Source organism: Bowmanella sp. JS7-9 (genome assembly GCF_004329715.1).
GTDB classification, from domain to species: Bacteria; Pseudomonadota; Gammaproteobacteria; order Enterobacterales; family Alteromonadaceae; genus Pseudobowmanella; species Pseudobowmanella zhangzhouensis.
Map to the genome: position 1 here is coordinate 36,657 of NZ_JXSY01000021.1, position 25,040 is coordinate 61,696.

The 25,040-nt window shown below is 50.5% G+C and carries 22 protein-coding genes; 10 read left to right on the forward strand and 12 right to left on the reverse strand.

What is annotated here, in order from left to right; genetic code table 11:
• The first annotated feature begins 35 nt into the window (after positions 1-35).
• Positions 36-875 (forward strand): 16S rRNA (cytidine(1402)-2'-O)-methyltransferase, encoded by an 840-nt coding sequence (gene rsmI / locus TK45_RS11630; protein ID WP_131258997.1) that lies wholly within the window; start codon positions 36-38, stop codon positions 873-875.
• On the opposite strand, the gene TK45_RS11635 is transcribed toward rsmI, so the two are convergent.
• Positions 870-1,325, reverse strand: a complete 456-nt coding sequence (locus TK45_RS11635; protein ID WP_131258999.1) for an isoprenylcysteine carboxylmethyltransferase family protein — start codon at positions 1,323-1,325, stop codon at positions 870-872. The genes rsmI and TK45_RS11635 overlap by 6 nt on opposite strands.
• A gap of 47 nt (positions 1,326-1,372) precedes the next feature.
• Positions 1,373-3,493 carry a TonB-dependent receptor gene (locus tag TK45_RS11640; RefSeq protein WP_131259001.1) on the reverse strand — a complete coding sequence of 707 codons (2,121 nt, stop codon included), beginning with the start codon at positions 3,491-3,493 and terminating at the stop codon, positions 1,373-1,375.
• 152 nt (positions 3,494-3,645) lie between these two features.
• Between TK45_RS11640 and TK45_RS11645 the strand changes: the two genes are divergently transcribed.
• Entirely contained in the window at positions 3,646-4,257 is a 612-nt protein-coding gene (locus TK45_RS11645) for a UPF0149 family protein (protein ID WP_165490773.1), read from the forward strand.
• Here the strand turns inward: TK45_RS11645 and folE are convergent.
• The gene (gene folE / locus TK45_RS11650) at positions 4,237-4,791 is read right to left on the reverse strand and encodes a GTP cyclohydrolase I FolE (RefSeq protein WP_131259005.1); all 555 of its coding nucleotides are present in this window, start codon (positions 4,789-4,791) and stop codon (positions 4,237-4,239) included. The genes TK45_RS11645 and folE overlap by 21 nt on opposite strands.
• 113 nt (positions 4,792-4,904) lie before the next feature.
• On the opposite strand from folE, the gene TK45_RS16405 reads away from it, so the two are divergent.
• Positions 4,905-5,039, forward strand: coding sequence for a hypothetical protein (locus tag TK45_RS16405; protein WP_256372532.1), 135 nt, complete (start codon positions 4,905-4,907; stop codon positions 5,037-5,039).
• Positions 5,030-5,743, forward strand: coding sequence for a DUF2982 domain-containing protein (locus TK45_RS11655; RefSeq protein ID WP_131259007.1), 714 nt, complete (start codon positions 5,030-5,032; stop codon positions 5,741-5,743). The genes TK45_RS16405 and TK45_RS11655 overlap by 10 nt, the downstream gene beginning before the upstream one ends.
• Here the strand turns inward: TK45_RS11655 and TK45_RS11660 are convergent.
• Positions 5,673-8,831: a hybrid sensor histidine kinase/response regulator gene (locus tag TK45_RS11660; RefSeq protein ID WP_131259008.1), complete on the reverse strand. Its 3,159-nt coding sequence runs from the start codon at positions 8,829-8,831 to the stop codon at positions 5,673-5,675. The genes TK45_RS11655 and TK45_RS11660 overlap by 71 nt on opposite strands.
• A gap of 243 nt (positions 8,832-9,074) precedes the next feature.
• Between TK45_RS11660 and parC the strand changes: the two genes are divergently transcribed.
• The 3 genes from parC (at position 9,075) to TK45_RS11675 (ending at position 13,384) form a co-directional block, all read left to right on the forward strand.
• Positions 9,075-11,363: a DNA topoisomerase IV subunit A gene (gene parC / locus TK45_RS11665; RefSeq protein ID WP_131259009.1), complete on the forward strand. Its 2,289-nt coding sequence runs from the start codon at positions 9,075-9,077 to the stop codon at positions 11,361-11,363.
• 186 nt (positions 11,364-11,549) lie between these two features.
• The gene (locus tag TK45_RS11670; protein ID WP_131259010.1) at positions 11,550-12,446 is read left to right on the forward strand and encodes a ribokinase; all 897 of its coding nucleotides are present in this window, start codon (positions 11,550-11,552) and stop codon (positions 12,444-12,446) included.
• The gene (locus tag TK45_RS11675) at positions 12,443-13,384 is read left to right on the forward strand and encodes a nucleoside hydrolase (RefSeq protein WP_131259011.1); all 942 of its coding nucleotides are present in this window, start codon (positions 12,443-12,445) and stop codon (positions 13,382-13,384) included. Before TK45_RS11670 ends, TK45_RS11675 begins: the two co-directional genes overlap by 4 nt.
• Positions 13,385-13,427: 43 nt before the next feature.
• Here the strand turns inward: TK45_RS11675 and prsT are convergent, their stop codons facing one another.
• From prsT to TK45_RS11695, 4 genes are all read right to left on the reverse strand, one after another.
• Entirely contained in the window at positions 13,428-16,163 is a 2,736-nt protein-coding gene (prsT, locus tag TK45_RS11680; protein ID WP_131259012.1) for an XrtA/PEP-CTERM system TPR-repeat protein PrsT, read from the reverse strand.
• Positions 16,164-16,305: 142 nt separating this feature from the next.
• Positions 16,306-16,896: a hypothetical protein gene (locus TK45_RS11685; protein WP_131259013.1), complete on the reverse strand. Its 591-nt coding sequence runs from the start codon at positions 16,894-16,896 to the stop codon at positions 16,306-16,308.
• The gene (locus tag TK45_RS11690) at positions 16,889-17,446 is read right to left on the reverse strand and encodes an RNA polymerase sigma factor (RefSeq protein WP_131259014.1); all 558 of its coding nucleotides are present in this window, start codon (positions 17,444-17,446) and stop codon (positions 16,889-16,891) included. Before TK45_RS11690 ends, TK45_RS11685 begins: the two co-directional genes overlap by 8 nt.
• Positions 17,447-17,467: 21 nt before the next feature.
• Positions 17,468-18,103 (reverse strand): energy transducer TonB, encoded by a 636-nt coding sequence (locus tag TK45_RS11695; RefSeq protein ID WP_165490774.1) that lies wholly within the window; start codon positions 18,101-18,103, stop codon positions 17,468-17,470.
• Between the two features lie 66 nt (positions 18,104-18,169).
• On the opposite strand from TK45_RS11695, the gene TK45_RS11700 reads away from it, so the two are divergent.
• Positions 18,170-18,685 carry an NUDIX domain-containing protein gene (locus TK45_RS11700; RefSeq protein WP_131259016.1) on the forward strand — a complete coding sequence of 172 codons (516 nt, stop codon included), beginning with the start codon at positions 18,170-18,172 and terminating at the stop codon, positions 18,683-18,685.
• Here TK45_RS11700 and hemN read toward each other — a convergent pair.
• Together hemN and TK45_RS11710 are read right to left on the reverse strand one after the other, a co-directional pair.
• On the reverse strand, positions 18,682-20,052 hold the full coding sequence (gene hemN / locus TK45_RS11705; protein WP_131259017.1) for an oxygen-independent coproporphyrinogen III oxidase: 1,371 nt from the start codon (positions 20,050-20,052) through the stop codon (positions 18,682-18,684). The genes TK45_RS11700 and hemN overlap by 4 nt on opposite strands.
• A gap of 105 nt (positions 20,053-20,157) precedes the next feature.
• Positions 20,158-21,318 carry an AGE family epimerase/isomerase gene (locus tag TK45_RS11710; RefSeq protein ID WP_131259018.1) on the reverse strand — a complete coding sequence of 387 codons (1,161 nt, stop codon included), beginning with the start codon at positions 21,316-21,318 and terminating at the stop codon, positions 20,158-20,160.
• A 135-nt stretch (positions 21,319-21,453) separates the two neighbouring features.
• Between TK45_RS11710 and TK45_RS11715 the strand changes: the two genes are divergently transcribed.
• Complete coding sequence (locus tag TK45_RS11715) at positions 21,454-22,485, forward strand: aldo/keto reductase (RefSeq protein ID WP_305764519.1); 1,032 nt, start codon at positions 21,454-21,456, stop codon at positions 22,483-22,485.
• A gap of 122 nt (positions 22,486-22,607) precedes the next feature.
• A complete protein-coding gene (locus TK45_RS11720; RefSeq protein ID WP_131259019.1) occupies positions 22,608-23,255 on the forward strand; it encodes a HEPN domain-containing protein in 648 nt (215 codons plus the stop codon).
• On the opposite strand, the gene TK45_RS11725 is transcribed toward TK45_RS11720, so the two are convergent.
• Both TK45_RS11725 and TK45_RS11730 read right to left on the reverse strand, forming a co-directional pair.
• A complete protein-coding gene (locus TK45_RS11725; protein ID WP_131259225.1) occupies positions 23,245-24,438 on the reverse strand; it encodes an acyltransferase family protein in 1,194 nt (397 codons plus the stop codon). The two genes, TK45_RS11720 and TK45_RS11725, sit on opposite strands and share 11 nt — an antisense overlap.
• Positions 24,439-24,549: 111 nt before the next feature.
• Positions 24,550-25,029 carry an acyl-CoA thioesterase gene (locus TK45_RS11730; protein WP_131259020.1) on the reverse strand — a complete coding sequence of 160 codons (480 nt, stop codon included), beginning with the start codon at positions 25,027-25,029 and terminating at the stop codon, positions 24,550-24,552.
• Positions 25,030-25,040: the final 11 nt, after the last annotated feature.

Consider the following 25,040-nt stretch of genomic DNA (forward strand, 5'->3'; position numbering starts at 1 on the left):
CTAGTGTAAGCCATGCGTGGCTGAGGTTAAACAGTTTGAAAGCAACAGGTACATTGTTTGTGGTGGCAACACCCATTGGAAATCTGACCGATATCAGTCAGCGCGCGATAGACACTCTGGCATCGGTGGATTTGATTGCCGCGGAAGACACCCGCCATAGCCAGCGCTTGTTGCAGCAATTTAGTATCACAACCCGCATGTTGTCTTTGCATGATCACAATGAACAGCAGCGCGCCCGTCAGCTGATTGATCTGCTCGACGAGGGGCAACAAATCGCGTTGATCTCCGATGCAGGTACACCGCTTATTTCTGATCCTGGTTATGGTCTGGTGAGTCAGTGCCGCCAGGCGGGGCATCGGGTTGTGCCGATTCCGGGCGCGTGCGCAGCCATTGCGGCACTTAGCGCCAGTGGTCTGCCAACCGATAAATTCCGTTTTTGTGGTTTCTTGCCGGTGAAACAGCAGGCACGTGAGGATGCCCTCAACGCGTTGGCGGATAGCCAGGAAACCTGTATTTTTTACGAAGCCCCGCGCCGGGTGCTGGATACCATGCAGATGATCAGCGCGGTGCTGGGCGAAGAGCGCCACATCGTTCTGGCGAAAGAACTGACGAAAGCCTTTGAAACCTTTCAGTCAGGCTCGGCAGCATCCATCAGTGACTGGTTGCGCGCCGATGAGGTGCATCAGAAAGGCGAATTTGTGTTGATGATTGGCCCGGCCAAGATTCGCGAGGAGGGGATCCCTGCCGACGCGGAGCGCCTGTTGCGCACTCTTTGCGGGGAATTACCTCTGAAGAAAGCGGCCGCATTGGTCGCCGCCCATTATGACCTGAAGAAGAATCAACTCTATCAATTGGGATTAACGCTGGGGCTATAACCAGCGTCTGACCCGTTCACAATAGTCCATATAGGCCTGGCCGAAGCGTTCCCGTAAAATGCGTTCCTCCGGCTGGATTTGAAAGCGATTCAGATACAGCACAAAGATTAGCGGCCCTGCCAGCGTCGCAAGATTTTGCCAGACCGTGGTCAGCGCCAGCAAAAAACACAATACTCCCAGATACATGGGGTTGCGTGTGATGCGATAGCTACCCCGGGTGACCAATTGGGAGCTTTTGTGAGGTGTGTGCGGGTTGATGGTGGTGTGCTGACGCACAAATAACCACAGCGCCCATGCGCCACAAATCCCTCCAACGATACCAAGCACAAGGCTAAACGGTAACCATACGGTCAAAGGGATGACCGGCAGATACCTATGGATATACCACATCATGCCGACACACAGCAGGGCGACAATCGGCGGCGGAATAAGTAATTCGAGTCTTTGCATGCCACCAGTCTGGCATATAAAAAACAGGGCGCATAGTGCGCCCTGGATTAGAAACTGGCTTTAACGCCTACACTAACTCCGCGGCCGGGTAAGGGCGCATTGTCTTTAAGAAAGGAGGCATGTACCCGTGCTTCTTCATTCAATAAGTTGGATCCTTTGACATACCAGGTCAGATCGACACTTTGCAAAGGCATATAATAATTGGCACTGATATCCAGCAGGGTATAACCGTCCGTACTGGTTTCGCTGGCGGCAATCTTATTCTGCGAGAAATTGCGTACCAGGCTTATTTCGCCATGCCAATTGCCCTGTTCAAAATGGAGTTCGGCACCGAGGCGCAATGGCGGGATACGTGGCACATTGGCGTCGTCTGCTAATCTCGCTCGGGTGTAATCGCTGAACCACTGAGTACGCCACTGGTCATTGATGTGATAATCCCACTCGACTTCAAACCCATACAGGGTGGCATCTTGCTGTGCGAACTGGAAAACCGGCAACTCCTCATGGGCATGCTCATCGGTAGGGGCGTCATGTTCGTGTTGAATTTCGCCATCGGCAAATACCAACCCGGTGTCCTGCTGAAAAATATAATTGGCAATGTTGTTATAAAACACACTGCTATTCAGGTGCCAGTGATCGCCGGACACGCGATACCCCAGATCCAGATTCAGAGATTTTTCTTTCTCAAACTGATTGGTGGTACTGATCACCACAATGTCATTCTGCTCACCGAGAGTAAAACTACTGCCTATTTCATAAGTACCCGCACCGATATGTGGGCCGAATGCATATAATTCGGATGCATCCGGTGCGCGCTCGGAATGCGCCAGGTTAATATGCAGGGTGCTGACCGGATTGAGGCGATAAACGCCGCCCAGTGACGCACTATAGGTGGTAAATGTGCTGTTATCCGGCGCGACAGGGAAGGCGGCGAAATTAGCGGCATCGACTGTGTGTTTAATCCGATCGATACGTCCGCCCAATTGCCACAGCATGTTACCCTGTTGGTTTTCTTCCAGCAGGTAAATGCCCTGTTCAATGGTTACGGTAGGCGGGGTAAATGCCTCATCGCCAATGGCAGAAAAATCTGTGTGTTTATATTGGGTGCCGATCACACTGCGCCATCCCGCGATGTCATGCAATTCTGCCCATAAACGGCCTTCCTGGGTTTTATTGATAAAGGTCGTGCCAATCTGGCCATCTTCGATTTCACTGTGGGCATAGTCGGTATACGCGCCACGCATATGTATCGCTTTAAATGCCGAGCCCGGATTGCGCCAATCCAGCAGCAATTGCAGATTGTCCTGTTGCTGATCGCTCTGGGTGCCCTCTTCTTCGGGTAATTCGGTTGCTTGTTCTTCTTCGTGGTGACCGTGATGTCCCGGCACGCCGTAACGATTATTCATTTGACCGACGGCCAGTGATGCGGTGATTTGCTCGCCAATCCAGCCGGCACCCAAGGTAAAGCCATTGGTATCAATTGCGGTATTTTCCAGGCGACCGGGTTGCTCATCCTCATCGGGCGCACTGGAGGCAAACCCGGGAATGCGATAGTCGTCGGACTGACGATAGAAGCCATCCAGGTGCCAGGCAAATTCACCCTGACCACCATCCAGATTAGTAGCCAGATTAATTTCATCAGCCGCGCTCGCGTAACGCGTGGTCACGCTGCCACTGACACCGGTTTGACGTTGTTGAGGCAGACGGCTGTCGACCACGTTGACCACACCGCCAATGGCACCCGACCCATACAGTAATGTGGCAGGGCCACGCAGGATCTCGATTTGAGTAGCGGTCGAGGCATCGCCGGTTACCGCATGGTCTGGACCAACCCGGGAGGCATCCGACACATCCAGCCCATTACGCACAACTTTTATGCGCGGGCCATCTAATCCACGAATAATCGGGCTGCCGGCTACCGGGCCAAAATAGCTGGAATGCACGCCAACCGTATTATTCAGAGTGTCACCGAGTGTGGCAGCCATATTTTGCTGCAATTCATCGCCACTTAACACGCTAATCGGCGTGGCCGACTCCAGCACGGAACGTCCCAGAGGGGATGACGTGACGACAATATTTTCGACCTCTGTTTCATCTCGCTGCGTACTTTGCTGAGCATAAGCAAAGGCGGAGGAAACGGTCAGAGCGATAAGAGTGACAGTGCGCATTACAACCCGGATAACATTAAGTGATTAGTGTGATGTGATAATATAACATTTCAAAGCGAAGGCAACCGTTGAAAATGTCATAATTTATGTCAGACCGTGGCTTTGTTATAGTGTTCGCTAAGAGGCTACAGCCCTTACTGACGGGAATCTGCGTGACAAATCCTTTGCAAAATTTGTATGAAAGCCTGCCTTTCTTGCGCCCACCGGCTGCGATAGACGGCATTATTTTTGCGGTGGCTGTTGCACCCGAGATCCCGTTGCCGTCCACCTGGTGGCCGTGGACACTGGCATCCCATCCGGGTCAGTTAGGTGATGAGCAGTTGCAGTTGCTTGGCGATGAGTTACTGCTGAGATTGCGCGACTATTTAGATCAGCAGCTGCATGATGCATTTGTCTTGCCTGATTATCTGGCAGACGACGCGCAATTAGCCCATTGGTGTGCGGGTGTATTGCTGGCACAGGGGCAACTGAGTGAGAGTTGGAAATCAGCCTGGCAAATGGCGCAGCATAAACGCCCCGCAGAGTTTGCTGATTGGCAGGCGAGAGTGCGGCGTGCGCTAAAATGCCTGAAGGTGTTTGCGCGTCAACAGGATCTGACCGCGGGTTTATCTGAAGCAGAGCTGCGGGGATTGAAGCAGGCCTTACCCGATATGTTACGTGATCTGATTCGGGTCAGTGGCGACCTGGCAGCACTGCTGCCAGGTCAGTTAGAGCAATTCAGCGCAGAAGATTTGGCTGAACAGTTACTTCCCAATCAAACGTAAAAACTCATTGCGGGCAGCCTGTGAGTCGCGCATGGTGCCGAGCATAACGGAAGTCACCATTGACGAGTTTTGCTTTTGAACGCCACGCATCATCATGCACATGTGCTTGGCTTCCATAATTACCCCCACGCCCTTCGCGCCGGTGACTTCCTGTACCGTACTGGCCACTTGCTTGGTGAGGTTTTCCTGAATCTGCAGACGGCGGGCAAACATGTCCACAATCCGCGCGAATTTGGACAGACCCAATACTTTGCCGTTAGGGATGTAGGCGATGTGACAGCGGCCAATGAAGGGCAACACATGGTGCTCACACAACGAGTAAAACTCAATGTCCTGCACAATCACCATTTCATCGGTATCAGACTCAAATACCGCACCGTTGATAATCTTGTTTAACTCGACGTGATAACCGCCAGTCAGGAATTCCATTGCCTTGGCAGCACGTTTGGGGGTGTCCTGCAGCCCTTCGCGATTGATATCCTCGCCTAACAGGCCGATGATATGTTTGTAGTGTTGCGTTAATGCTTCGCTCATAGTCGATCCAATCTGTCGTAATGATCCAACTATTCTGTATGACCAGTATTTTGGATCACTGCATCCTGAGTAAAACCTGTTATAACACAATAATTTGCTTGCGGAGATCCTGAGTGTCTGAACAAAAGACGCAAAAAAGCCGCCTGACTCGCTGGTGGCACACAGAATGTGAGCGTTGTAAGCGATTGCGCGCGATGTTCATCTGGACAGTACTGATGTTAGTGCTGGTGCTAACGGTATGGTTTTAAACGATTCCCTGTGTATTGCAAATAAAGGCCGGCGCAATGCACTGACGGTGAGTGTACTGGCAGTGTTGTCCGGGATTCTGGCGATTGCGTATTTGCGCTGGACGGACAACCCGGCACCGCTGGTCGGTTATTTCTGGTTGATAGCAAGCCTGTGCGCTCTGCTGATTGGGTTGGTGAAACAATTCGAGCCAGAGCAGGCGTTGCGTTTGGGGGCGCAAACGCTCACCTATGTGCACAAATATGGGCAGTGGTCGCTGCCATGGCAGGCGATTCAGCGTGTCGGGCAGCCTCGTGTCCTGCAGGGCCTGGAGCACCAGACGTTGAGCTATGTAGCCATTCGCCTGAAGGATCCACACAGTATTATCGGCCATATTACGCCTCGTCTGGCCAACCGGCTGATGTTGCAGCAACGTCCATTATTATTGCTGGCAGAGCAAAGCTGCCCGACGGGACAGTGTTATTCGGCCAGTATGCTGGAAGATGATGAATACCGGTTGCCAAATGGGCGTCGGTTACATGGCTTGCAGGCGATGTTCGCCCACCGTCAGCGTAAGCTGCGCGAGGCGTTGGGGTATGATTTATTTATCGAAACACAGGATTTGGCGATGCCAGCCGAACGGGTGATAGCGTTACTTAATGCGCAGCACCGGCTGAGTTTAATTGCTGATGGCCCTGCATCAGCACTGCCTGACACTCGCCATTAAATTCAGGAATAAGATCCAGGGCATGTTGCAGGTAGCCTTTCTTTAGCAGGGTTTCCAGTTCGTTACACAGATTTTGCAGGGCGGGCACGCCGGTGTAGCAGCACACACCATGCAACCTGTGTACAGCTTGCTGTAACGCCTGATACTGGTGCTGGTGGGCCAGTTCGACAATTTCCCGTTGCATCGCCGGTAGTTGAAGCAGGAAGTCACGTAACATCTCGGCAGCAATTTGCTCATTGTGATTACTGGCCTGCAAAGCTTTTTGCCAGTCAACCGCGTCGGATTGTTTGGATTCTGGCGGGCTGCACCAGCGGTGAATGACATCCACCAGATCTTCCAGTTCCAGCGGTTTTGGCAGGTAATCATCCATACCTGAGGATAACAGTCTGTCCTGTTCATCCTTCATGGCGTGGGCGGTTACCGCGATAATGGGCGTCCCGCTGTTTAGGTCCGTCTGACGGATGCGTTTAGAGGCTTGCACGCCATCCATATGTGGCATTTGCACATCCATCAGGATCAGGTCGAATTCTTCCATGTCACAGCGACTGACCGCATCTTTTCCACTCAAACAGGTCGATAGCTGCACAGGTGTGTCTTTCAGCCAGGTGCTGATCAGGCGCAGGTTTAATTCCATATCATCCACGGCCAGAACCCGGATTTGCGGCAGGGCGGCCAGTTGCAGCTGATATTGATCCTGCTGAGTGTGTTCATGGCTATGCAACAGTCCATCGAGGCGAGAGTACAACACGGGTTTCTCCATACAACTCTCAAAATGGGCACGCATGGCGGGATGTTGTTGCAGACTCAGGCAGCTTGGGCGCAGCAAAATTTTATGTTTGGCTGCGGCGTGTTCCACTTCAGCCAATTGCTCGTCATTCAGCGGTTTTTCGGTGCTGTAGAACAGGAAGTCAGCATTTTCGGTTGAGTCAGGCTCCAGCAGCGTCGCACCAATTTGCGCAAACAATGCGCGCAGGGCATGGTTGGCTGGCGCATACGGTTCAATCAGACGAATGCGTGAATTAGCCCATTGGGGACTGAGCATCTGGCCGGTTTGGCTGTTAAGTAGTTGGGTTCGCACTGTGGCAGTGAACGTACTACCTTTGCCCATTTCACTTTCGAGGGTGATGTCGCCATTCATCAATCGGGCGAGCTGCCGGCTGATTACCAGTCCCAAACCGGTGCCCTGGAACTGGCGGTTCATAGCGTCATCCACCTGACTAAAGGCTTTAAACAGCACAGTTTGCTGATTACTGCTGATACCGATACCGGTATCCTGTACGGCAAAACTCAGCCAGTAGCTGCCCTCACGATACTCGCCATTAACAGTCAGTTTTATATGGCCTTGTGGCGTGAATTTTATGGCATTGCCGATCAGGTTGGTCAGGATTTGGCGGATGCGGGAAGCATCGCCAATCAGCTTGGCAGGTAATAGTACCGGTTGATAAATAAATTGCAGACCTTTGTCATGGGCCGTTTTGCTCATCAGGCCAATGACCTCCTCAAGCATCTGCTCAGGAGAAAAGGGTTCGCTGTTAATATTGATTTTGCCGGCTTCGATTTTGGAAAAATCCAGCACGTCATTGATGATACCTAACAGGTTGTTAGCGGCGGCATTAATAATCTGCGCGTGTTCACGTTTCTCACGGCCAATATCGGCTGATTGCAATTCACGGCTGAAGCCCAGTATCGCATTGAGTGGCGTGCGGATCTCATGGCTGACATTGGCCAGAAACTGCGATTTCACCTCGCTGGCGCGCACGGCGTCTTTGCGGGCAATATCCAGGTGGGCGTTTTGTTCTTCAATCAGCTCCAGATTGTTACGCATATCATCAGTGATCTGGGTAATTTCATTTTCCATTTCGAAGCGGTACTTATCGACGATGGCAATGGAGAACAGCGCCGCTTCAATGACCACGCCAATCTGAAAACAATAGGTGGTAAACGCATTTGATGGCATGACCCCAATCAGGCTAAACAGGCCAATCAGCGCCATCGTCAGCAGAATGCTCCAGGCGAAAATAAAGTAACGGGCGGGCAGATAATTGGCGGAATAACTTTCAAAGCCGGCGAGCAGATAGGCCAAAATACCCAATATATTAACCAGATAGACCAGATTCTGTTGCGTACCTGTGGGTAAAATTGCCGCCAAAGAAAAGACTATCAGTAAGCACTGACTTACCAGAATAACCTTGATAGCAAAGTGGCTGCGCGGTGCCGTTTTGGGCGTATTGAGGAAGCGCAAGGTAAACCAGGCGGCAGTGATGCCAACCAGATTGAACAGTATATCGCTGTGGTCACTCAACCAGCGGGTTACGCTGTTATTCGCCAGTTGCAGCAAGTGGCCACCCCACACCAGCTCCCATACGATAACGCTCGCCATATACCATACATAGGCGAAGCTAGCGCTTTCCTGGGTACCACGGTAAAGGGTGATGTTGTACACCGCCAGCATCATTAAGGCGCCGTAAAATGCTCCCCATAAAATGGTATCGGTCAGGGTGGCAGTAAACCAACTGCTGTCGTTTTGCAGATCCAATGGCACGATACGCGCGTTGCGGCGGCTTTCAATACGCAGATACACATCATGCAAGCTGGGGTTGTCCAGCGCAAAGGCAAAGGCGGGATAGCGAAACGCTTGTTGGCCGGTTTTGCCCTGAGTTTGATGGGTAATGACGGCGTCGTTTTGAACCAGATAAAAGTCGACTTTTTCCAGCTGCGCAAATGGAATATTCAGAACCCAATCCGGTTGTTGAGTAAAATTACTCAGAGTCAATCGCAGCCAGATAGCACGGTCACTGAAACCAAAATTACTGTCGTTGCCGATGGGGTAACTAAATGCATCGCGCTGACTAATAATGTCCGTGATATCCACGGGATTCTGGCCAGGCTCGTGATAAACCAGAACCTGCCGATTGACGCGCAGGGTGTCATCGAGGTTGGTGAGTTGTACGCTGGCCTGTTCGCTGTTGACGTCGAAGCGCATGGGCAAATTACTCAGATCGTAGCGCGTTTGCTGCGCAACGACCGGTAACACCAGGCAAATCAACAACAGGCTCAGTAGCCTTACCAGCGACATATCAGCACTCATTTTGCATAATCTGCTTACTATAACCAATTTGCGCGTCGCAATTAAATAGGCAGATAAAATCACTTTTGGCCGCAAAACAGACAGATAGGCAAATAAAACAGAGCCGAATTGATGTAATGAGCTCTTTACTGATGCTGTACAGTCATGACTAAATCATGCGAAAGTAGCGCTACTCCATTTGCCCTGCTTTTTGTGGGATAACTTCCCCGGCAGAGACAGTCGAACGATAAATAAAAAGAGCCTATGAGTCAGGATATTGTAATTAATGCAGATGGCACCGAGCAGCTGGCGTTAAGCCGCTTTACCGAAGATGCCTATCTGAATTATTCCATGTACGTCATTATGGATCGTGCCTTGCCGCACATCGGAGACGGATTAAAGCCAGTTCAGCGTCGTATTGTCTACGCCATGTCCGATTTGGGCCTGTCGGCGAATGCCAAATACAAAAAATCTGCCCGTACCGTCGGTGACGTGTTGGGTAAATTTCACCCGCATGGCGACTCCGCCTGTTACGAAGCCATGGTATTGATGGCGCAGCCATTCTCCTACCGTTACCCACTGGTAGACGGGCAAGGTAACTGGGGCGCCCCGGATGATCCTAAATCCTTCGCGGCAATGCGATATACCGAAGCGCGTTTGTCCCGTTTCAGTGAAGTCCTGCTTAGTGAGTTGGGACAGGGGACTGCCGATTGGGTGCCGAATTTTGATGGCACGCTGGAAGAGCCAAAAGTGCTGCCAGCCCGTTTGCCGCATATTCTGCTCAACGGGGTAACGGGCATTGCGGTGGGGATGGCGACCGATATTCCACCCCACAATGTGCGTGAACTTGCTAATGCCTGTGCCATGTTGTTGGATAACAGTAAAGCTGAACTGAGCGATATTCTGCAGTTGGTGCAAGGCCCGGATTATCCGACCGAAGCGGAAATTATTACCCCGAAAGCGGATATTCAAAAACTGTATGAGACTGGCCGCGGCTCGATCAAGATGCGTGCGGTGTTTGCCGAAGAGCAGGGTGAGATAGTTATCACGGCGCTGCCACATCAGGCTTCCGGTGCAAAGATCATGGAGCAAATTGCCGCGCAGATGCAGGCCAAGAAGCTCCCAATGGTCAGTGACCTGCGTGATGAGTCAGACCATGAAAACCCGACTCGCCTGGTGATTACGCCGCGCTCGAACCGGGTGGATGTTGAACAGTTAATGCAACACCTGTTTGCTACCACGGATCTGGAGAAAAACTTCCGGGTTAACCTGAATATGATTGGCCTGGATGGTCGTCCACAGGTTAAAGATCTGCGTACCATCCTGACCGAATGGCTGGTTTTCCGTAAAGATACGGTGACCCGTCGTCTGCAATATCGTTTGGATAAAGTGCTGGCTCGTCTGCATATTCTCGAAGGTTTAATGATCGCCTTCCTGAATATTGACGAGGTGATCCGCATCATCCGTTACGAAGACGAGCCGAAGCAGGAGCTGATGAAAGTCTTTGGGCTGAGCGATCGTCAGGCCGAAGCCATTCTCGAATTGAAGTTACGTCATTTGGCCAAACTGGAAGAGCAAAAAATCCGCGCAGAGCAGGATGAGTTGGCAGAAGAGCGTGACAAATTACAATTATTACTCGGCTCCGACCAGCGTCTGAAAACCCTGATTAAAAAGGAAATCCTCGCTGATGCCGAGAAGTATGGGGATGATCGTCGTTCACCCCTAGTAGAGCGTGGCGAAGCCAGAGCCTTGTCAGAGAAAGAACTGGTACCGTCGGAAGCGGTCACTGTGGTGGTCTCGCAAAAAGGCTGGGTGCGTTGTGCTAAAGGCCATGATGTGGACGCCGCGGGGTTAAGCTACAAGGCCGGGGATGCGTACTTAGCCAGTGCCAAAGGACGCAGCAATCAGCAGGCGGTATTCCTCGACTCCTCAGGGCGTGCGTTTAGTTGTGATGCCCATGGTCTGCCCAGTGCGCGCAGTCAGGGTGAACCGCTGACCGGCCGTTTTGATATTGTCGGAGGAGAAACCTTTGACCATGTGTTGATGGGCAAGGATGAACAGTTGTATCTGGTCGCATCGGATGCCGGCTACGGTTTCGTTGGTAAGTTTGAAGATATGGTGAGCAAAAACCGTAAAGGTAAAGCCTATCTGAGTTTACCCACTGCTGCCAAAGTGTTGCACCCACAGCCGGTGCAAAATCTGGATACCGACTGGTGTCTGGCGATCTCGACTGAAGGTCGGATGCTGATGTTCCCGCTAAAAGATTTGCCATCACTGGGCAAAGGTAAGGGCAATAAGATCATCAGTATTCCATCGGCGCGCGCCAAGTCACGTGAAGAATATGTGAAAACCTTAACCGTTGTGCCGGATGGCGCAGCGATTAAAGTGATTTCAGGTAAGCGCGCGATGTCACTGAGTGCGGCTGATCTGGAGCACTTTAAGGGCGAACGGGGTCGCCGAGGCAATAAACTACCTCGCGGCTTGCAGCGTGTTGACAGTGTCGAGGTGGATAAACCGGCCGGTTCGCCGGATCCGTTAGAGTCCACCGAATAACGTGGTAACACGATTGAATTAGCCTGACAGTTAACTAAAAAGTCCGCTAAATCAGCGGACTTTTTTATTGGCACAGATAACTTGAGCCTTTGCAGGGTGTGACTAGAATCTGTGCAATCAAGGCTTCTGGTTTGGCAGCTAAATTTGCTAAACTGACCGGCTTGCTATTATTGAGAACAAAAAAATATGGCGATTTTTAACCTTGGATCGGTAAACATCGATCACGTCTATCAGGTACCCCACTTTGTGCGCCCTGGCGAGACGCTGGCCTCTCTGGATTACGCCAGAGTGCTTGGCGGTAAAGGCGCAAATCAATCACTGGCACTGGCCAAGGCTGGCGCGAGCGTGAAACACATCGGACAGATGCACACGGCAGATGAGGATTTCTGGCAACAGATCCAGCAAACAGGTGTCGATTGCGAATGTCTGCGCAAAGGCACGACGCCATCTGGCCATGCCATTATTCAGGTGATTCCTGAAGGCGAAAATGCCATCGTGCTGTTCGGTGGTGCCAATCAGGTAATTGAAATGGGCGATATTGAAGCCGCGCTGCAAGGTGCCGGTAACGAAGATTGGTTCCTGACCCAAAATGAGACCAGTCAGGTGCCACAAGCTCTGGCATATGCCCGCAAACAGGGCTTGAAAACAGCCTATAACCCGGCTCCGGCCTGCGGCATCGAAAAGCAGGTCAATCCGGCCGATGTGGACTTACTGGTGGTGAATCAAACCGAAGCTGAAGCCATCACTGGCTTGCGCGATCTGGAACAACAGGTGGATTACTTCGCTGCCAATTGGGCCCACGCCATGGTTGTGCTCACCCTAGGCGGTGACGGTGCGTTACTGATTTGTGACAAAGGTATATTACAGGTATCGGCGTTTGAGACTGAGGTGGTGGATACTACCGCAGCCGGCGATACCTTTATTGGATTTTTCCTGGCAGCTCTGAGCAGAAATGAATCGGAGCAGGATGCCATTCAACAAGCTTGCGCCGCGGCCGCACTTTCTGTGCAAAAAGCCGGTGCGAGCACGTCTATTCCTTCACTGGATGAGGTAGACGATTTTTTAGCAGAGGTAACTGAATGAAGCATAAAGTCATAATCGATACCGATCCGGGTATCGACGATACCATGGCGATCTTTTTCGCCTTCCTGCATCCGCAAATTGATGTGATCGGCTTAACCAGCGTGTTTGGCAATGTGGAAGTGGAAAAAACTGCGCGTAACGCACTGGTGCTGGCGGAAATGGCCAACCAGAATATCCCTGTGTGCAAAGGTGCGGCAGGTCCGTTCCTGCACCCTAAACCGGGTTATGCCAAGTTTGTGCACGGCGAAGAAGGCTTTGGCACGGTCGCGGCGATGGAGCCGAAAGGTCAGTTAGACCCGCGTCATTCTGCCCAGTTTATCGTTGATATGGCTAATCAGTATCCGGGTGAACTGGTGATCGCCGCGATTGGCCCACTCACGAATCTGGCTATTGCACTGCAACTGGATCCCAGCATTGTGGATAAAGTTAAACAGGTGGTGATCATGGGCGGTGCTGCCACCGTGCCGGGTAATATTACACCGGTTGCCGAGGCGAATATCTGGAATGATGCCCACGCGGCCAAGATGGTATTCGAAGCTTCCTGGGATACCGTGATGTTTGGCCTGGATATCACCAATAACCTGCGTTTCAATCAGGCGTTTTTGGATAAACTCACCGACGGCAATGCCAAGCTTGGCAAGTTTATTGATGAAACGTCGCAGTTCTATATGGATTTCTATTCGCAGGATACCGAAGACCGAGCCTGCTGTTTCCATGATGCCACACCATTGGCCTATTTGGTTGCACCGGAATTGTTCGATATCAAATTGGGCAAGATGGTGGTCAGTACTGACGAACTGACCCGCGGACAAACCGCGTTTTGCCACAAAGATAAAGGCTTCCGTCCGCCGTGGGATAGCGGTCCATACTCCAAGGTCGCACTGGGCGTAGATAAAGCCGCGTTGACCCAGTTATATATCGATACCTTTGCGGGATAACGCATCAAACAAAAAAGCAGCCAATCGGCTGCTTTTTTAGTGTTTAGAGTTTTTGCTCGAGCGCTTTTATCTGCTCGACAATTGCCGGTGTGACAAACTGATATTGCTTGATTTTGCGCTTAGCCATATCCGTCTGTCCATTTGACACCAGTGCTTGCAGATAGTGGAGTTTGACTGTTTCACTGGCGGAAGGCGAAGATGCGCTTTTTTCCAGCACCTCAACGGCTTGTTTCGCATTGCCTTTGAGCAGCAGGATCTCACCGTATGTATCCAAGATCTCCGGACTGTTAGGTACCAGTTCAACTGCTTTTTCTGCCAATCCAAGTGCTTTATCTAATTGCTTTTGTTCCTTGTATAGATAAGCGAGGTTATTCAGTGCGACGGCATTTTTAGGATTCGCTTTTACAATATTTTCATATTTTGTAATCGCTTCATCCGTGGAGTTTGCGATTGATCGTTCTGCGCTAAGGAGTAACGCGGATTGGTCATTAGGAAATTGCTTCAGATGGTTCTGTAAGAACTGTTCAGACTCATCAGCTTTGCCCAGACGTTCCAGACTCGCCATGATAATTCTTGTATGCAATGGGTCAGGCTGTGTCTGATAGGCGATTTTTCCTTCGTTTAAGGCCTTTTCGAAGTCCTTGTTTACGAAAGCAGCCTGGGCTTGCAAGCTATGCCCAACCGGAGTGTTTAGATTTTTTTCACTCAATAAAGCCAATTCAGCTAACGCGCGGTCGATTTTATTCGTGCGGAAGCTAAGGGCGGACCGCATGAGGTGTGTGTACTGACTTTCGCCTACTTGTGCTGCGTAATGATTCAATAAATCCAGTGCATCGCTAAAATTACCTTTCATTTGCATGATGGTCAGCTTGCCAGACATGGCGAATTCGTTGTCAGGTTGCTGCAGATACCACTGTTCATATAGCTCACCAGCTTTCTGGATATTGCCATTTTTCATGTACGCATTACCCAATAAGCGTTGCAGTAATTCAGGCTTATTCTCTGACTTATCAGCTTCTAACAATGAGATTACCTCTTTGAATTGCTGATTCATGGTCAGGGTTGTTGCGGTTAGTAAGCGCAAATATTGATTGTCTGGATTTGCCTTCTGTATCTTTGACACGGTTTGAATTGCATCGGTCAATTCTCCCGTCTTCATTTTGATACCAATAAAACGGCTAATTGCTGGGAAGTAAGTCGGGTAGGCATCCATCGTGCTAGTCAAAGTAGCTAACGCGGCGTCTGTATTACCTTGTTGCTCACTAATTTCTGCCTGCAATACGTTGATTGCCGGATTGGCTTGATCAATCTTTCTGGCTTCATCAAGTTTTGCCAGTGCCTGATTGAAATCGTTCTGAGCTTTTGCAACTAAACTTTCAATGAGTAAAGGACGGCTATCGTTAGCATCCATTGCTCTCCAATCTTGAGCCAATGACATAGCTTTATCGTATTGCTGTGTTTTGAGGTAAGCCGTCGCTAATGTTAACTTGGCAGTTTGAAGCGTAGGGTCCTTCTCAATAGCTTCTTCAAGCGTATCGATACCTGCAAGATCGTTAACTGATAACTTCAGAATACCCAGGCGCTCTAAATCACTGGGATTACCCGCCACACTCTCGGATTGACTGATCAACTCTTTTGCTTTTTCAAGATGACCATCTTTGATTAGTTCAAAGCTGGTTAATGCAAAAAGTTCAAGGTCGCCATCACTCGGATTGCTTATGCGCGTCAGCGCATCGCTAGCGGCAGCTACATTTCCTGCTTTTAATTCAGTGGCGGCCATCAATTTTAACGCTGGATGTCCATTGGGCAGGTTAGATGCAATCAGAGAGAAATGTTCCTGCGCATTTTTGAAATCTTTTTGCGCGTAATTGATGTAACCAGCAAGCAGATGGTATAGCGTCGATGAGGTATTGGTATGTAACGCTTTTTCAATATGAGACATAGCCTCATCAAATGATTTCTGCGAGAACAGAATATACGACTTATAGTAATTCAGGAGACCATGTTCGTTATTGACCGTTAATAGCTCGTCTACCAGTTTCTCTGCTCTATCCAGCTTATTAGCTTCCACCAACATTTTTGTCAGGACAAATTTTACTTCCAGGTTGTCAGGGTTGTAGTCTAATAGTTTCTGATAAGCAGCGATTGCTTCTTCTTTGCGGTCTAGTTGAATAAGCAGAATTGCCTGCTGCTGCAACGCGTATTCATTTCCTGGAGCAGTCGTAAGTGCATTGTCGACTAATACCAATGCATCTTCTAACTTCTGATCCATGGCCAATTGATATGCTTGCGCTAACGATTTGTAGATGGAGTCGACATTGTAAGCGGCGATTTTTTCAAAAAGCGTTTGTGCTTCATCGACTTTATCCAGGCGTAGTAACGACTTTAACTGTAAATAATCGAGTTTAACGGCTTCCTGTGAAGGCACGCTGTACTTGGAGAAATCCAAATTGGCGATGGCCACGTCAGAGCCTGAGTAACTTAGCGCTTCCGTTAATAGCGGTAAGGCTTCTTCAGTTTTATAACCGAGCTCAAGTACGCGGGAAAATTCCTTTTCCGCACTAGGGTAATCCTTCTGCTCCATATAGAGCTTGCCTAAAAGAAATCTTGCTTCCGCATATTCGGGGTTTTGTTGTATTGCATTTTTTAATTCGATTACTGCGGCCGCAGTTTCTTTGTTCGCGGCGTATTGCTGCGCTTTATTTAAGTGTTCCTGGGGCGATGGCTGGGTGCAGCCGATGAGCAATGTGGGTACAGCAACAAGCAATATTTTCTTCATGTTCAATCCTTTCCGTGGCAGATAGCGCAGCTGGATATGCGAATAATGTCTTCAATTTATCAGGAACTACGGCAGGATAAAACAAACTCGAATAATTTTGAGGCGGTTGCTTAAAATAGCCGCCTCTGCGAGGTGAAAAGACCTATGTACAACGATGATCTGACGGATAAATGCTGATGATGCGTCCCGATTGATCAAATGAAATCGCAACATGCTTATCTTGTTCACCGAACTCCAGACGATATTGTTGCTGTAATGCTTGAGTTAACGCTGGACTGATTACTAATAACGTATTGTCACAGGTTTGCAGACGCAGTCCGTGCTCAGTACTCAGCAGGATCGCTTCGCGCATATGGTGGGCGACGAGGGTTTGCTGGCGTTCGCTGAATTCCTGCTGTACTGCCTGATATTCCAGGGCTATCGCCTGCTGGCGTGCCAGCAGCGGCTCTTGCAAAGAGACGTTCTCATCCGCGATCTGGTGTATTTCGATCATATTTGATACTACCTGATCGTGTTCAATCAGCCCCTGTGGCCAACTGACCAGCTGATAAAGGATCACCAGACCGCTGGCGGCCACGGCACCTAAGCTCCAGTTCCACAGATTAGACCCGCTGTTCGCCGCGTTCGCGTGTTTCTGCGCCCGTGCCATCAGCAGTGACTTAGAGCTTGCCGGTGCGCGATGACGGCGTTTACGCGCCTGATAGGCCTGATTAATGGGATCATGATTAGTCACGGTAGGCCTCCAGTACCTGCTGCAGTTTATTTCGCGCGTAACGTAAGCGGCTTTTGATGGTTTCTTGTTGTTCGCCGCACATATCCGCAATTTCACTCAGGCTAAATCCCTCCTGTTGCAGAATGATTGCCTCACGCTGATGAAAGGGTAATGCCTGCATGGCGATATCAAATGCGGCTTCGGCGTCGAGCACGTTGGCCAAATCAGGGCTATCAGCAGCCTGTTCAGGCAATTCTGCGATCCACTTGGCCTGACTGCGGATTTCATCGATCAGCAAGTTACGCGCTATGCGGAATAACCAACCTTTGACCGGTCCGCCAGTACGATACAGATGCCGTTTATCGATAACCCGTAACCAGGTGCGTTGTGCCAGATCTTTGGCGCAGTGGTAATCGGTCAGGCTGCACAAATAGTGAAATAAATCATCAGCCAGCGCATCATACAGACGCGCCAGACTGCGGGGATTGCCCGATTGGGCATATTCGGTCATTAAGTCTTCCGGACTCAATTGGGCACTCCATGGGGAGCGCAGGGCGATACTCAATGTCATAGGCGCTCCTTGTTCCTGAACTCAGTGTGCCACATCATCTAAGCTAAAGCTTATAACAATCTGCTGATTCGGCTGGCTAACAAAGACGCCATCGGCCTTTTTAGGCTGATATTTCCAGCGTGCCAGCGCTTTGCGGGCACTGCGGTCGAATACCCGCTTGGGCTCAGCATCCATGACCTGAATATTGGTTACCCTCCCATCCGGGCTGATATCAAAACTGAGTTTTACCCAGCCTTCAATATGATTGCGTACTGCATCGGCAGGATAATCGGGCTGATATCTGACCAAAGGGGTTGCTTCCCGCTCCCCGACGCCGATACCCGGTTCAATTGCGGGCGGGTTAATGCCCGGTGCAGGGATGTGTACGGCGATGGTTGGCCCTTCGGTTGATGAGGGGGTAATCATCTGGGGTGTCGCCGGTGCCTTGATGGCTGGTGGTGGTGCTTTTAACGCGGGACGCGGCGCAACTGGTGTGTCTCGCGGGGTATTCACCGGATCGATGAAAACAGACGGATCGGGTGCCGGCGGTGGCGGATTGTCCTGTTTAATCAGTTGCTGCATTAAGGCAAATAACGAGAAGGTCACCAAACCTGCCATTGCCATGCTGCTGATTAACCGTTTAGCCGGAAATGTGTGTTCTATCGCTAAGCTGTGCATGTGGCGCTCCTTTTTCGTTACACTCATAGCCATAACGGTGGAGTGGAGCGTTGTGGGGTTAAATGGATGGAAAATTTTTCTGATTTTTATTGCATGCGCTGCGGTGCCCAGTCGGTTTTACTGGAAAATCACAAAGCACTGCGCTGCAGCGCCTGTGGATTCACCTATTTTCACAACGTGGCTACGGCGGTCGGCGCCATCATTGTGTGTGGTGACGAGGTGTTATTGCTGGAACGTGGTAAGGAGCCGGGCAAAGGGCAGCTTGGGTTGCCTGGTGGTTTTGTTGACCCGTTTGAGTCTGCAGAGCAGGCGCTGATCAGAGAAATTAGTGAAGAAACCGGAATCCGGGTTACCCAACCCCTTAATTATGTGGGTGCCTGGGCGAATCAGTATCCTTACGGTGGTGTGTTGTATCACACTCAGGATGTGTATTTTGAGGTCGCACTTGCCAGCAAACCATCGTTGACACTGCAAGTGGCGGAAGTCCGCGCCGCCCATTGGGTGGCGCGCGAACAGATAGATCTCAATCAGTTAGCGTTTTGTTCGGCGCGGGACGCGCTGCAGCACTGGCTGGCGGGTTAAATAACCCGCGAGAAGCGTTGCAGTTTGGCGTGGCGTTGCAGGTAGGCATCGAAATGCATGCACACGTTGCGCACCAGCAAACGCCCGCGAGGGAAGATTTCAATGCGATTCTCTGACAGGCTTAACAGCCCATCCGCAGCGAAGTCGTGCAGTTGGGTAAGCTCATCGGCAAAGTAATCGGCAAACACAATGGCAAACTGCCGCTCAATTTCGCGCACATCCAGCGAGAAATTACACATTAACTGGCTGATGACCCGTGCCCGCAACATGTCGTCGGCGCTCAGTGCGATACCTTTGTGCAACGCGTGTCCAATACAGTCAATGGCTTCGTAATAATCCGCCATCTCTTTGTGGTTCTGACTAAGACTGCCGCCAATCTGGCTAATGGCAGATACGCCAAGGCCAAGCAAATCGCAATTAAATGTGGTGGTGTAGCCCTGAAAATTGCGGTTCAGGCGGCCTTCGCGCTGGGCGATTGCCAGTTCATCGTTTGGCTTGGCGAAATGATCCATGCCGATAAATTGATAACCCGCGTCACACAGGGTTTCGATGGCCTGACGCATCAGGGCGAATTTGGCATTGATATCCGGTAACCACTCATCCTTGATCTTACGTTGCGCGGCAAAGCGTTGTGGCATATGGGCGTAACTAAATAGCGAGATTCGATCCGGATCCATCGCAAGCACGTCTTGCAGGGTTTGCGCGAATCGCTCTGGTGTTTGATGAGGCAAACCATAGACCAGATCGAGATTAACCGAGCGCATACCTGCCTGACGGGCACTGCCAACAAGTCGGGCGATAAACGCGGTATCCTGCAAGCGGTTGATGGCCTCCTGTACGACGCTATTCGTGTCCTGTACACCGATACTGATTCGATTAAAGCCATGGGCCGCTAATTGTGTGGGATAGTCTTCTGGTACGCGGCGCGGATCGACCTCGATGCTGATTTCTGCATCGGCGGCAAAATCAAAATAATCCCGCAGACTATCCATCAGGCGCTGCATCTGTTTTTGTGACAAAAAGCTCGGTGTACCACCGCCTAAATGCAACTGACGCACTTTATAGGCACCAAAAAAGCGGCTGCGATTTTGCATTTCGCGCTGCAATGCATCCAGGTACTCATCCGCTTTGTGGCTGTGCCGCGTAACCACTTTATTGCAGCCGCAGTAGTAGCAAAGGCTGTGACAAAACGGGATATGCACATACAACGACAGATCGCGATTGGGTGACGATTGTAACGCGTGTAACCAATCCTGCTGATAGAAGCCGTCATGAAATTCCAACGCGGTTGGATACGAGGTATATCGTGGTCCCTGGGTATTGTATTTATTTAATAACGTCGGGTCGAAATACTCTTTGGCTGGCATGGCGTTGTCATATTGAGGTTCATAATGCCAGTGAGTGTAATCAAGGGATAAAAAACCGTATTGATCCGGCGCAATAAAGCGCCGGTCTTTAATAATCTGCGCTCGCTAGTTGGCGTTGTTGCAATACAGGGTTGCTTCGACGGCTGCAAGCATCAGGTGGTACAGAATGCTGGCAGGGGCGCTGTCATTGGCCACCCGATTGTGACTGTCCAGTTGATCGAAAAATAACCCCTGATTAGCAGGCTCGATAAAATAGCGGAATAACAAGGCAATGGCTTCGGCCGCATGTTGCTCTGCACCGGCAACACCAAATTCGGCCTGAGCCAGATAGGCTTTAATCATTTCAATCACCGGCCAGTTTCGTTTGGTCGGCTTGGTGATCTCACCGCTGAGGCTTACTTCATCAAAAATCAGGCCTGACTGCGCATCTAGCCCGTAGTGTAAGCCGTGCTCAATCAGTTGTTCGCAGTAATGGCCGGTTTCTGTACCTGTATGGCGCTGATAACGACGGAGTAACCAGACCCATTCAAACATATGTCCCGGTTCGATTAACTGGCCCTTACCATCAGGCGCAGGAGTCCAGTGGTGGTCAAAAAACTCTAACAGCACGCCATGCTGTTTATCGAAAAAAACCTGCTCGAATAACGCGAACATTTGGCGGGCGTAATCCAGATAACGCGCCTGATTGGTGGCCTCATACAATGCCAGAAAGGTTTCAAACAAGTGCATATGCGGATTCTGGCGCCGCACATCAGCGATATAGTTGCCTTCCAGCCAGCCTAAGCCCGGGCCTTTGAGCTGCGAGTCCAGATAATTCAGTATCCCATCGGCCTGCTGTAGCGCGTCTTGCTGAGCGAACACTTTATAGCGATAGGTAGCGGCAAAAATATGAAAGGCACAATCATACAAATCCAGTTTGCCATCGACCAACTGGTTTTCACCTGTGAGCACGTGGGCGTACCCAACCGGGGTGTCCGGATTGCGACCATGGGTGTTTAAATAGTCGTGCAGGCCTTCAACCAGCTTTTCGCCGGTGGCGCGATCCAGCCAGCCCATTTCTACGGCGGCGCTGTAGGCATAAATTTGCCGGGCATGGACCCGGACCCGCCGATTGTCCTGCAGATTTGGCGTGGCCTGTACCGTCAATCGCTCGACGCTGCCGCCATCGTTTAATTGCCCGTGTTTTACCCACAATGGCAGGGCCTGATGTTGGAGCCAATCAGCAAATCGCTGCGCTTGGTTGAGTAAATCGGGGTTTACGGCCATGTACTGCTATCCATTTGGAATTTGATTTCCGAGCGATTTTGCAAAAATCTGCTGAATTTTGCCAGTGCTAAACAGCATCGACGCTTACACACGAATTCATTTAATACTTGCCTGATCCGAAGGATGAATTTGGTTATGCTAGTGGAAACCGAATTGCTATCAGAGAAAATTATGAGCTATCAGGCCGCCACCAACCGCTATCAGGACATGGTGTATAAACGATGTGGAAACAGCGGGTTAAAGTTACCCTTCGTCTCATTGGGGTTGTGGCATAACTTTGGTGATACCGCTCCGTTCGATACTGCTAGGGATATGCTGCTGCGTTCCTTTGATTTAGGCATCACGCATTTTGATTTGGCGAATAATTACGGGCCATCACCGGGCAGTGCAGAGACTAATTTCGGCAAGGTATTACACAGCGACCTGCGGCAGCATCGGGACGAACTGATTATCTCCACTAAGGCTGGCTACCACATGTGGGATGGTCCCTACGGAGAATGGGGATCTCGCAAGTACCTAATCAGTAGTCTGGATCAAAGTCTGAAGCGCATGCAACTGGACTATGTGGATGTGTTTTATTCACATCGACCCGATCCACACACTCCGCTGGAAGAAACCATGGGTGCACTGGACAGTGTGGTACGTGCCGGTAAAGCGTTGTATGTAGGACTGTCTAATTACAATGCGGCAGAGACCCGGCGTGCCGCGGCTATCCTCAAAGATCTGGGCACACCTTGTGTGTTGCATCAACCGCGCTATTCGATGTTCGATCGTTGGACAGAAGAGGATAATCTGCATGTGGAGCTGGGGAACCTCGGCATTGGCTGCATTCCCTATTCACCACTGGCACAAGGGTTACTCACCAATAAATATTTGCAGGGTATCCCATCTGACTCGCGCGCCGCGGATGGCAACAACCCGTTTTTAAATGCAGAGCAGGTCAGTGCTGACAAAATCGCCAAAGTACAGGCACTTAATGCCATCGCCCAGCGACGTGGCCAAACCATGGCGCAATTGGCAATCTGCTGGTTGCATCGTCAGGCATCCGTGTGTTCGGTGATAATTGGTGCGAGCAAAGTTGCGCAGATTGAGGATATCGTAGCGGCGCAAAGCCATCTGAATCTGACAGAAGGTGAAATAAAAGAAATTGAATACATACTCGGGTAAATAAGACCATTGTTTACAGTCAAGGTGGTTTAGTTTTTGAACGGCCTTGACTTTGTTGCAGTCCTGTCCTCACTATGGGTTATCGTGACGATGGTTTGTCACATTTCGGACAAGGAAGCAACATGGCTTATCTCGAGCTGAAGAACGCCCATCGTCGTGTCAGGGATACATTCCCTGACACCCTCAATCTACGAATCCACCGAGCACTAAGCTGGTTTAACCATGCTGAGCAAATGACGGATTTGGACAGCCGTTTTATATTTTACTGGATTGCGTTTAATGCCGCCTATGCCCAGAACATCTCCGATGCATCGGAGTCAGAGTCCAAACAGTATAACGATTTCTTTGTGATGCTCTGCTCACTGGATAAAGATCAACACATCTACACTTCTTTGTGGGAAACCTTCCCTCAGGCAATCCGGGTGTTGCTAAATAATAAATATATCTTTCAGCCGTTCTGGGATTTTCAGAATGGTCAGATTAGCCAGGATGCCTTTCTGACTAAGTTCTCTCGAGCAAATCAAACGGCGATTCAGGCATTAAGTGCAAAAAAAGACGACAAAGTATTAGGGGTGGTCTTTTCCCGTCTGTATACCTTGCGTAATCAAATCGTACATGGCGGTGCCACCTGGAACAGCAAGATAAACCGCCATCAGTTGCGCGATGGCTGTGCGATACTGGCGCAAATGATCCCGATTATTATTCGTATCATGCTGGCCAATCCACACAGCGATTGGGGTAATAGCAATTATCCGGTGATTACACCTTAAGGAAAATTCTGCGTTGGTAGAGGATGTGCATGGCCACGTAGCACAGGGCGCAAAAGCACATAGCATAAGCCAGCGAGCCGGGCTTATCCCCAAAAAGAGGTTGGAATAAAGACTGATATAACCAATTGCCGGCGCTAGTGTCGGCCACTGGCAGCATCATCAGCAGCCGGGCAAGGATGGCCGAAAACATATAAAACGCGATGGCGTTGACGCCGAATACCACAAATGGCGCGCTCCACTGTGTCCAGCCTTGTATATCCAACATCCATAGCAATGCCGCCAGTAACACACAGGCCATGCCAGTGGTTAACAACACATAGCTGGATGTCCATAGTGCCTTGTTTATCGGTAGGGACAGATCCCACACATAAGCCAATGCGATTAACACCAGCCCCACGCCTAACAAGCGCATGGCTTTTTGCTGCAAAGTCCATTGAGTGGCGAGTAATGCGCGGCCGCACATTACGCCGCTTAGCGCGCTGGCCATCGCGGGTAGCGTGCTGAGTAATCCTTCCGGATCAAACGGGTATGGAGTGGCCTGACGGTAATATACATGCTCTGCACCGAAAACCTGCGCATCCACATAGGCTACCAGGCTATTGCCATGGGCTAACATGCCCTGCGTCATATTGCCATCCGGCAGAGGGTAGGGGACAAATACCAGTAGTAACCAATAGCCAATCAACAGGCTCAGCATCCAGACCAGCTGGCCCTTCAAGCGCCAGTGATAAACAATGATGGTGGTTAATAAAAAGACAACGCCTAGGCGTTGTAGCACACCGGGGAGGCGAATTTGCAGCAAACGTTGGTCAATCCAGCTGTAGTCCGCTGCGCGAAAGTTATAAAAGAACAGCGCTAAAAATAACCCCAGACCGATGAGTTTAAGACTGCGGATTAAGCTCGCGCTAAACACTTCAGCAAACCTTGTGCCTTGCGCTTGCAAACGCTGGGTTACGATGGCGATGGAGACGCCCATGATAAACACGAAAAACGGGAAAATGAGATCCGTTGGCGTCCAGCCATGCCAATTTGCATGCAGCAACGGCGCATAAACGTGTGACCAGCTACCAGGATTATTGACCAGCACCATGGCGGTAATGGTTAAGCCGCGGAAAACATCTAGTGCCAGCAGCCGATTGGCTGGCATGCCGGTTAAAATACTCTGTGTGTATTGCCTGAACATTTTCACTGCCTGTCCTGATTATGCGGCCAACAGCCTACCGATTGTCCGCTGGACAAAGCGAGCAAAAATACTGCTATTTATCTTAGAAATCAGGTGATTAATGGCAGACGACTACTTCCAGCCCAGTTGCTCAGCAAACTCAGCGTCCAGATCTTTGGCAAAATCCTTGGCGCGGATGGCTACCCGTTCGAGCTTTTTGTCTTCTTCACTGTCAGGCACCCATGGCGGGACTTCACTTGGGTAACCACCTTCATCCAGCGCCATAAAGGTAATAAAGCAGCGATTGGTGACATGCTCGCTAGGGGACTTGGGATCAGTTGCTTTGACCGACACATAGATATGCATGCTGGTGCGACCGGTATGCACAATCCGTGCTTTGACGGTAACCATTTGCCCAACCAGAATTGGCCGTATAAACCGAATCGCGTTGGCGGACACAGTCACACAATAGCGTCGACTCCACTGCGCAGCGCAGGCGTAGGAGGCCTGATCGATCCATTTCATCACCATACCGCCGTGTACCTTGCCGCCAAAATTGACGTCGGTGGGTTCGGCTAAAAAGCGAAATTCTACCCGGTTGTTGGTTTGCATTGTGACTCAGT

Coding starts and splice junctions, on each gene's coding strand:
- TK45_RS11635 (WP_131258999.1), bottom strand. CDS start 1,325: ATGCAAAGACTCGAATTACTTATTCCGCCGCCGATTGTCGCCCTGCTG.
- TK45_RS11640 (WP_131259001.1), bottom strand. CDS start 3,493: ATGCGCACTGTCACTCTTATCGCTCTGACCGTTTCCTCCGCCTTTGCT.
- folE (WP_131259005.1), bottom strand. CDS start 4,791: ATGAGCGAAGCATTAACGCAACACTACAAACATATCATCGGCCTGTTA.
- TK45_RS11655 (WP_131259007.1), top strand. CDS start 5,030: ATGGTTTTAAACGATTCCCTGTGTATTGCAAATAAAGGCCGGCGCAAT.
- TK45_RS11660 (WP_131259008.1), bottom strand. CDS start 8,831: ATGAGTGCTGATATGTCGCTGGTAAGGCTACTGAGCCTGTTGTTGATT.
- parC (WP_131259009.1), top strand. CDS start 9,075: ATGAGTCAGGATATTGTAATTAATGCAGATGGCACCGAGCAGCTGGCG.
- TK45_RS11670 (WP_131259010.1), top strand. CDS start 11,550: ATGGCGATTTTTAACCTTGGATCGGTAAACATCGATCACGTCTATCAG.
- TK45_RS11675 (WP_131259011.1), top strand. CDS start 12,443: ATGAAGCATAAAGTCATAATCGATACCGATCCGGGTATCGACGATACC.
- prsT (WP_131259012.1), bottom strand. CDS start 16,163: ATGAAGAAAATATTGCTTGTTGCTGTACCCACATTGCTCATCGGCTGC.
- TK45_RS11690 (WP_131259014.1), bottom strand. CDS start 17,446: ATGACATTGAGTATCGCCCTGCGCTCCCCATGGAGTGCCCAATTGAGT.
- TK45_RS11695 (WP_165490774.1), bottom strand. CDS start 18,103: ATGCACAGCTTAGCGATAGAACACACATTTCCGGCTAAACGGTTAATC.
- TK45_RS11700 (WP_131259016.1), top strand. CDS start 18,170: ATGGAAAATTTTTCTGATTTTTATTGCATGCGCTGCGGTGCCCAGTCG.
- hemN (WP_131259017.1), bottom strand. CDS start 20,052: ATGCCAGCCAAAGAGTATTTCGACCCGACGTTATTAAATAAATACAAT.
- TK45_RS11710 (WP_131259018.1), bottom strand. CDS start 21,318: ATGGCCGTAAACCCCGATTTACTCAACCAAGCGCAGCGATTTGCTGAT.
- TK45_RS11715 (WP_305764519.1), top strand. CDS start 21,454: ATGCTAGTGGAAACCGAATTGCTATCAGAGAAAATTATGAGCTATCAG.
- TK45_RS11720 (WP_131259019.1), top strand. CDS start 22,608: ATGGCTTATCTCGAGCTGAAGAACGCCCATCGTCGTGTCAGGGATACA.
- TK45_RS11725 (WP_131259225.1), bottom strand. CDS start 24,438: ATGTTCAGGCAATACACACAGAGTATTTTAACCGGCATGCCAGCCAAT.
- TK45_RS11730 (WP_131259020.1), bottom strand. CDS start 25,029: ATGCAAACCAACAACCGGGTAGAATTTCGCTTTTTAGCCGAACCCACC.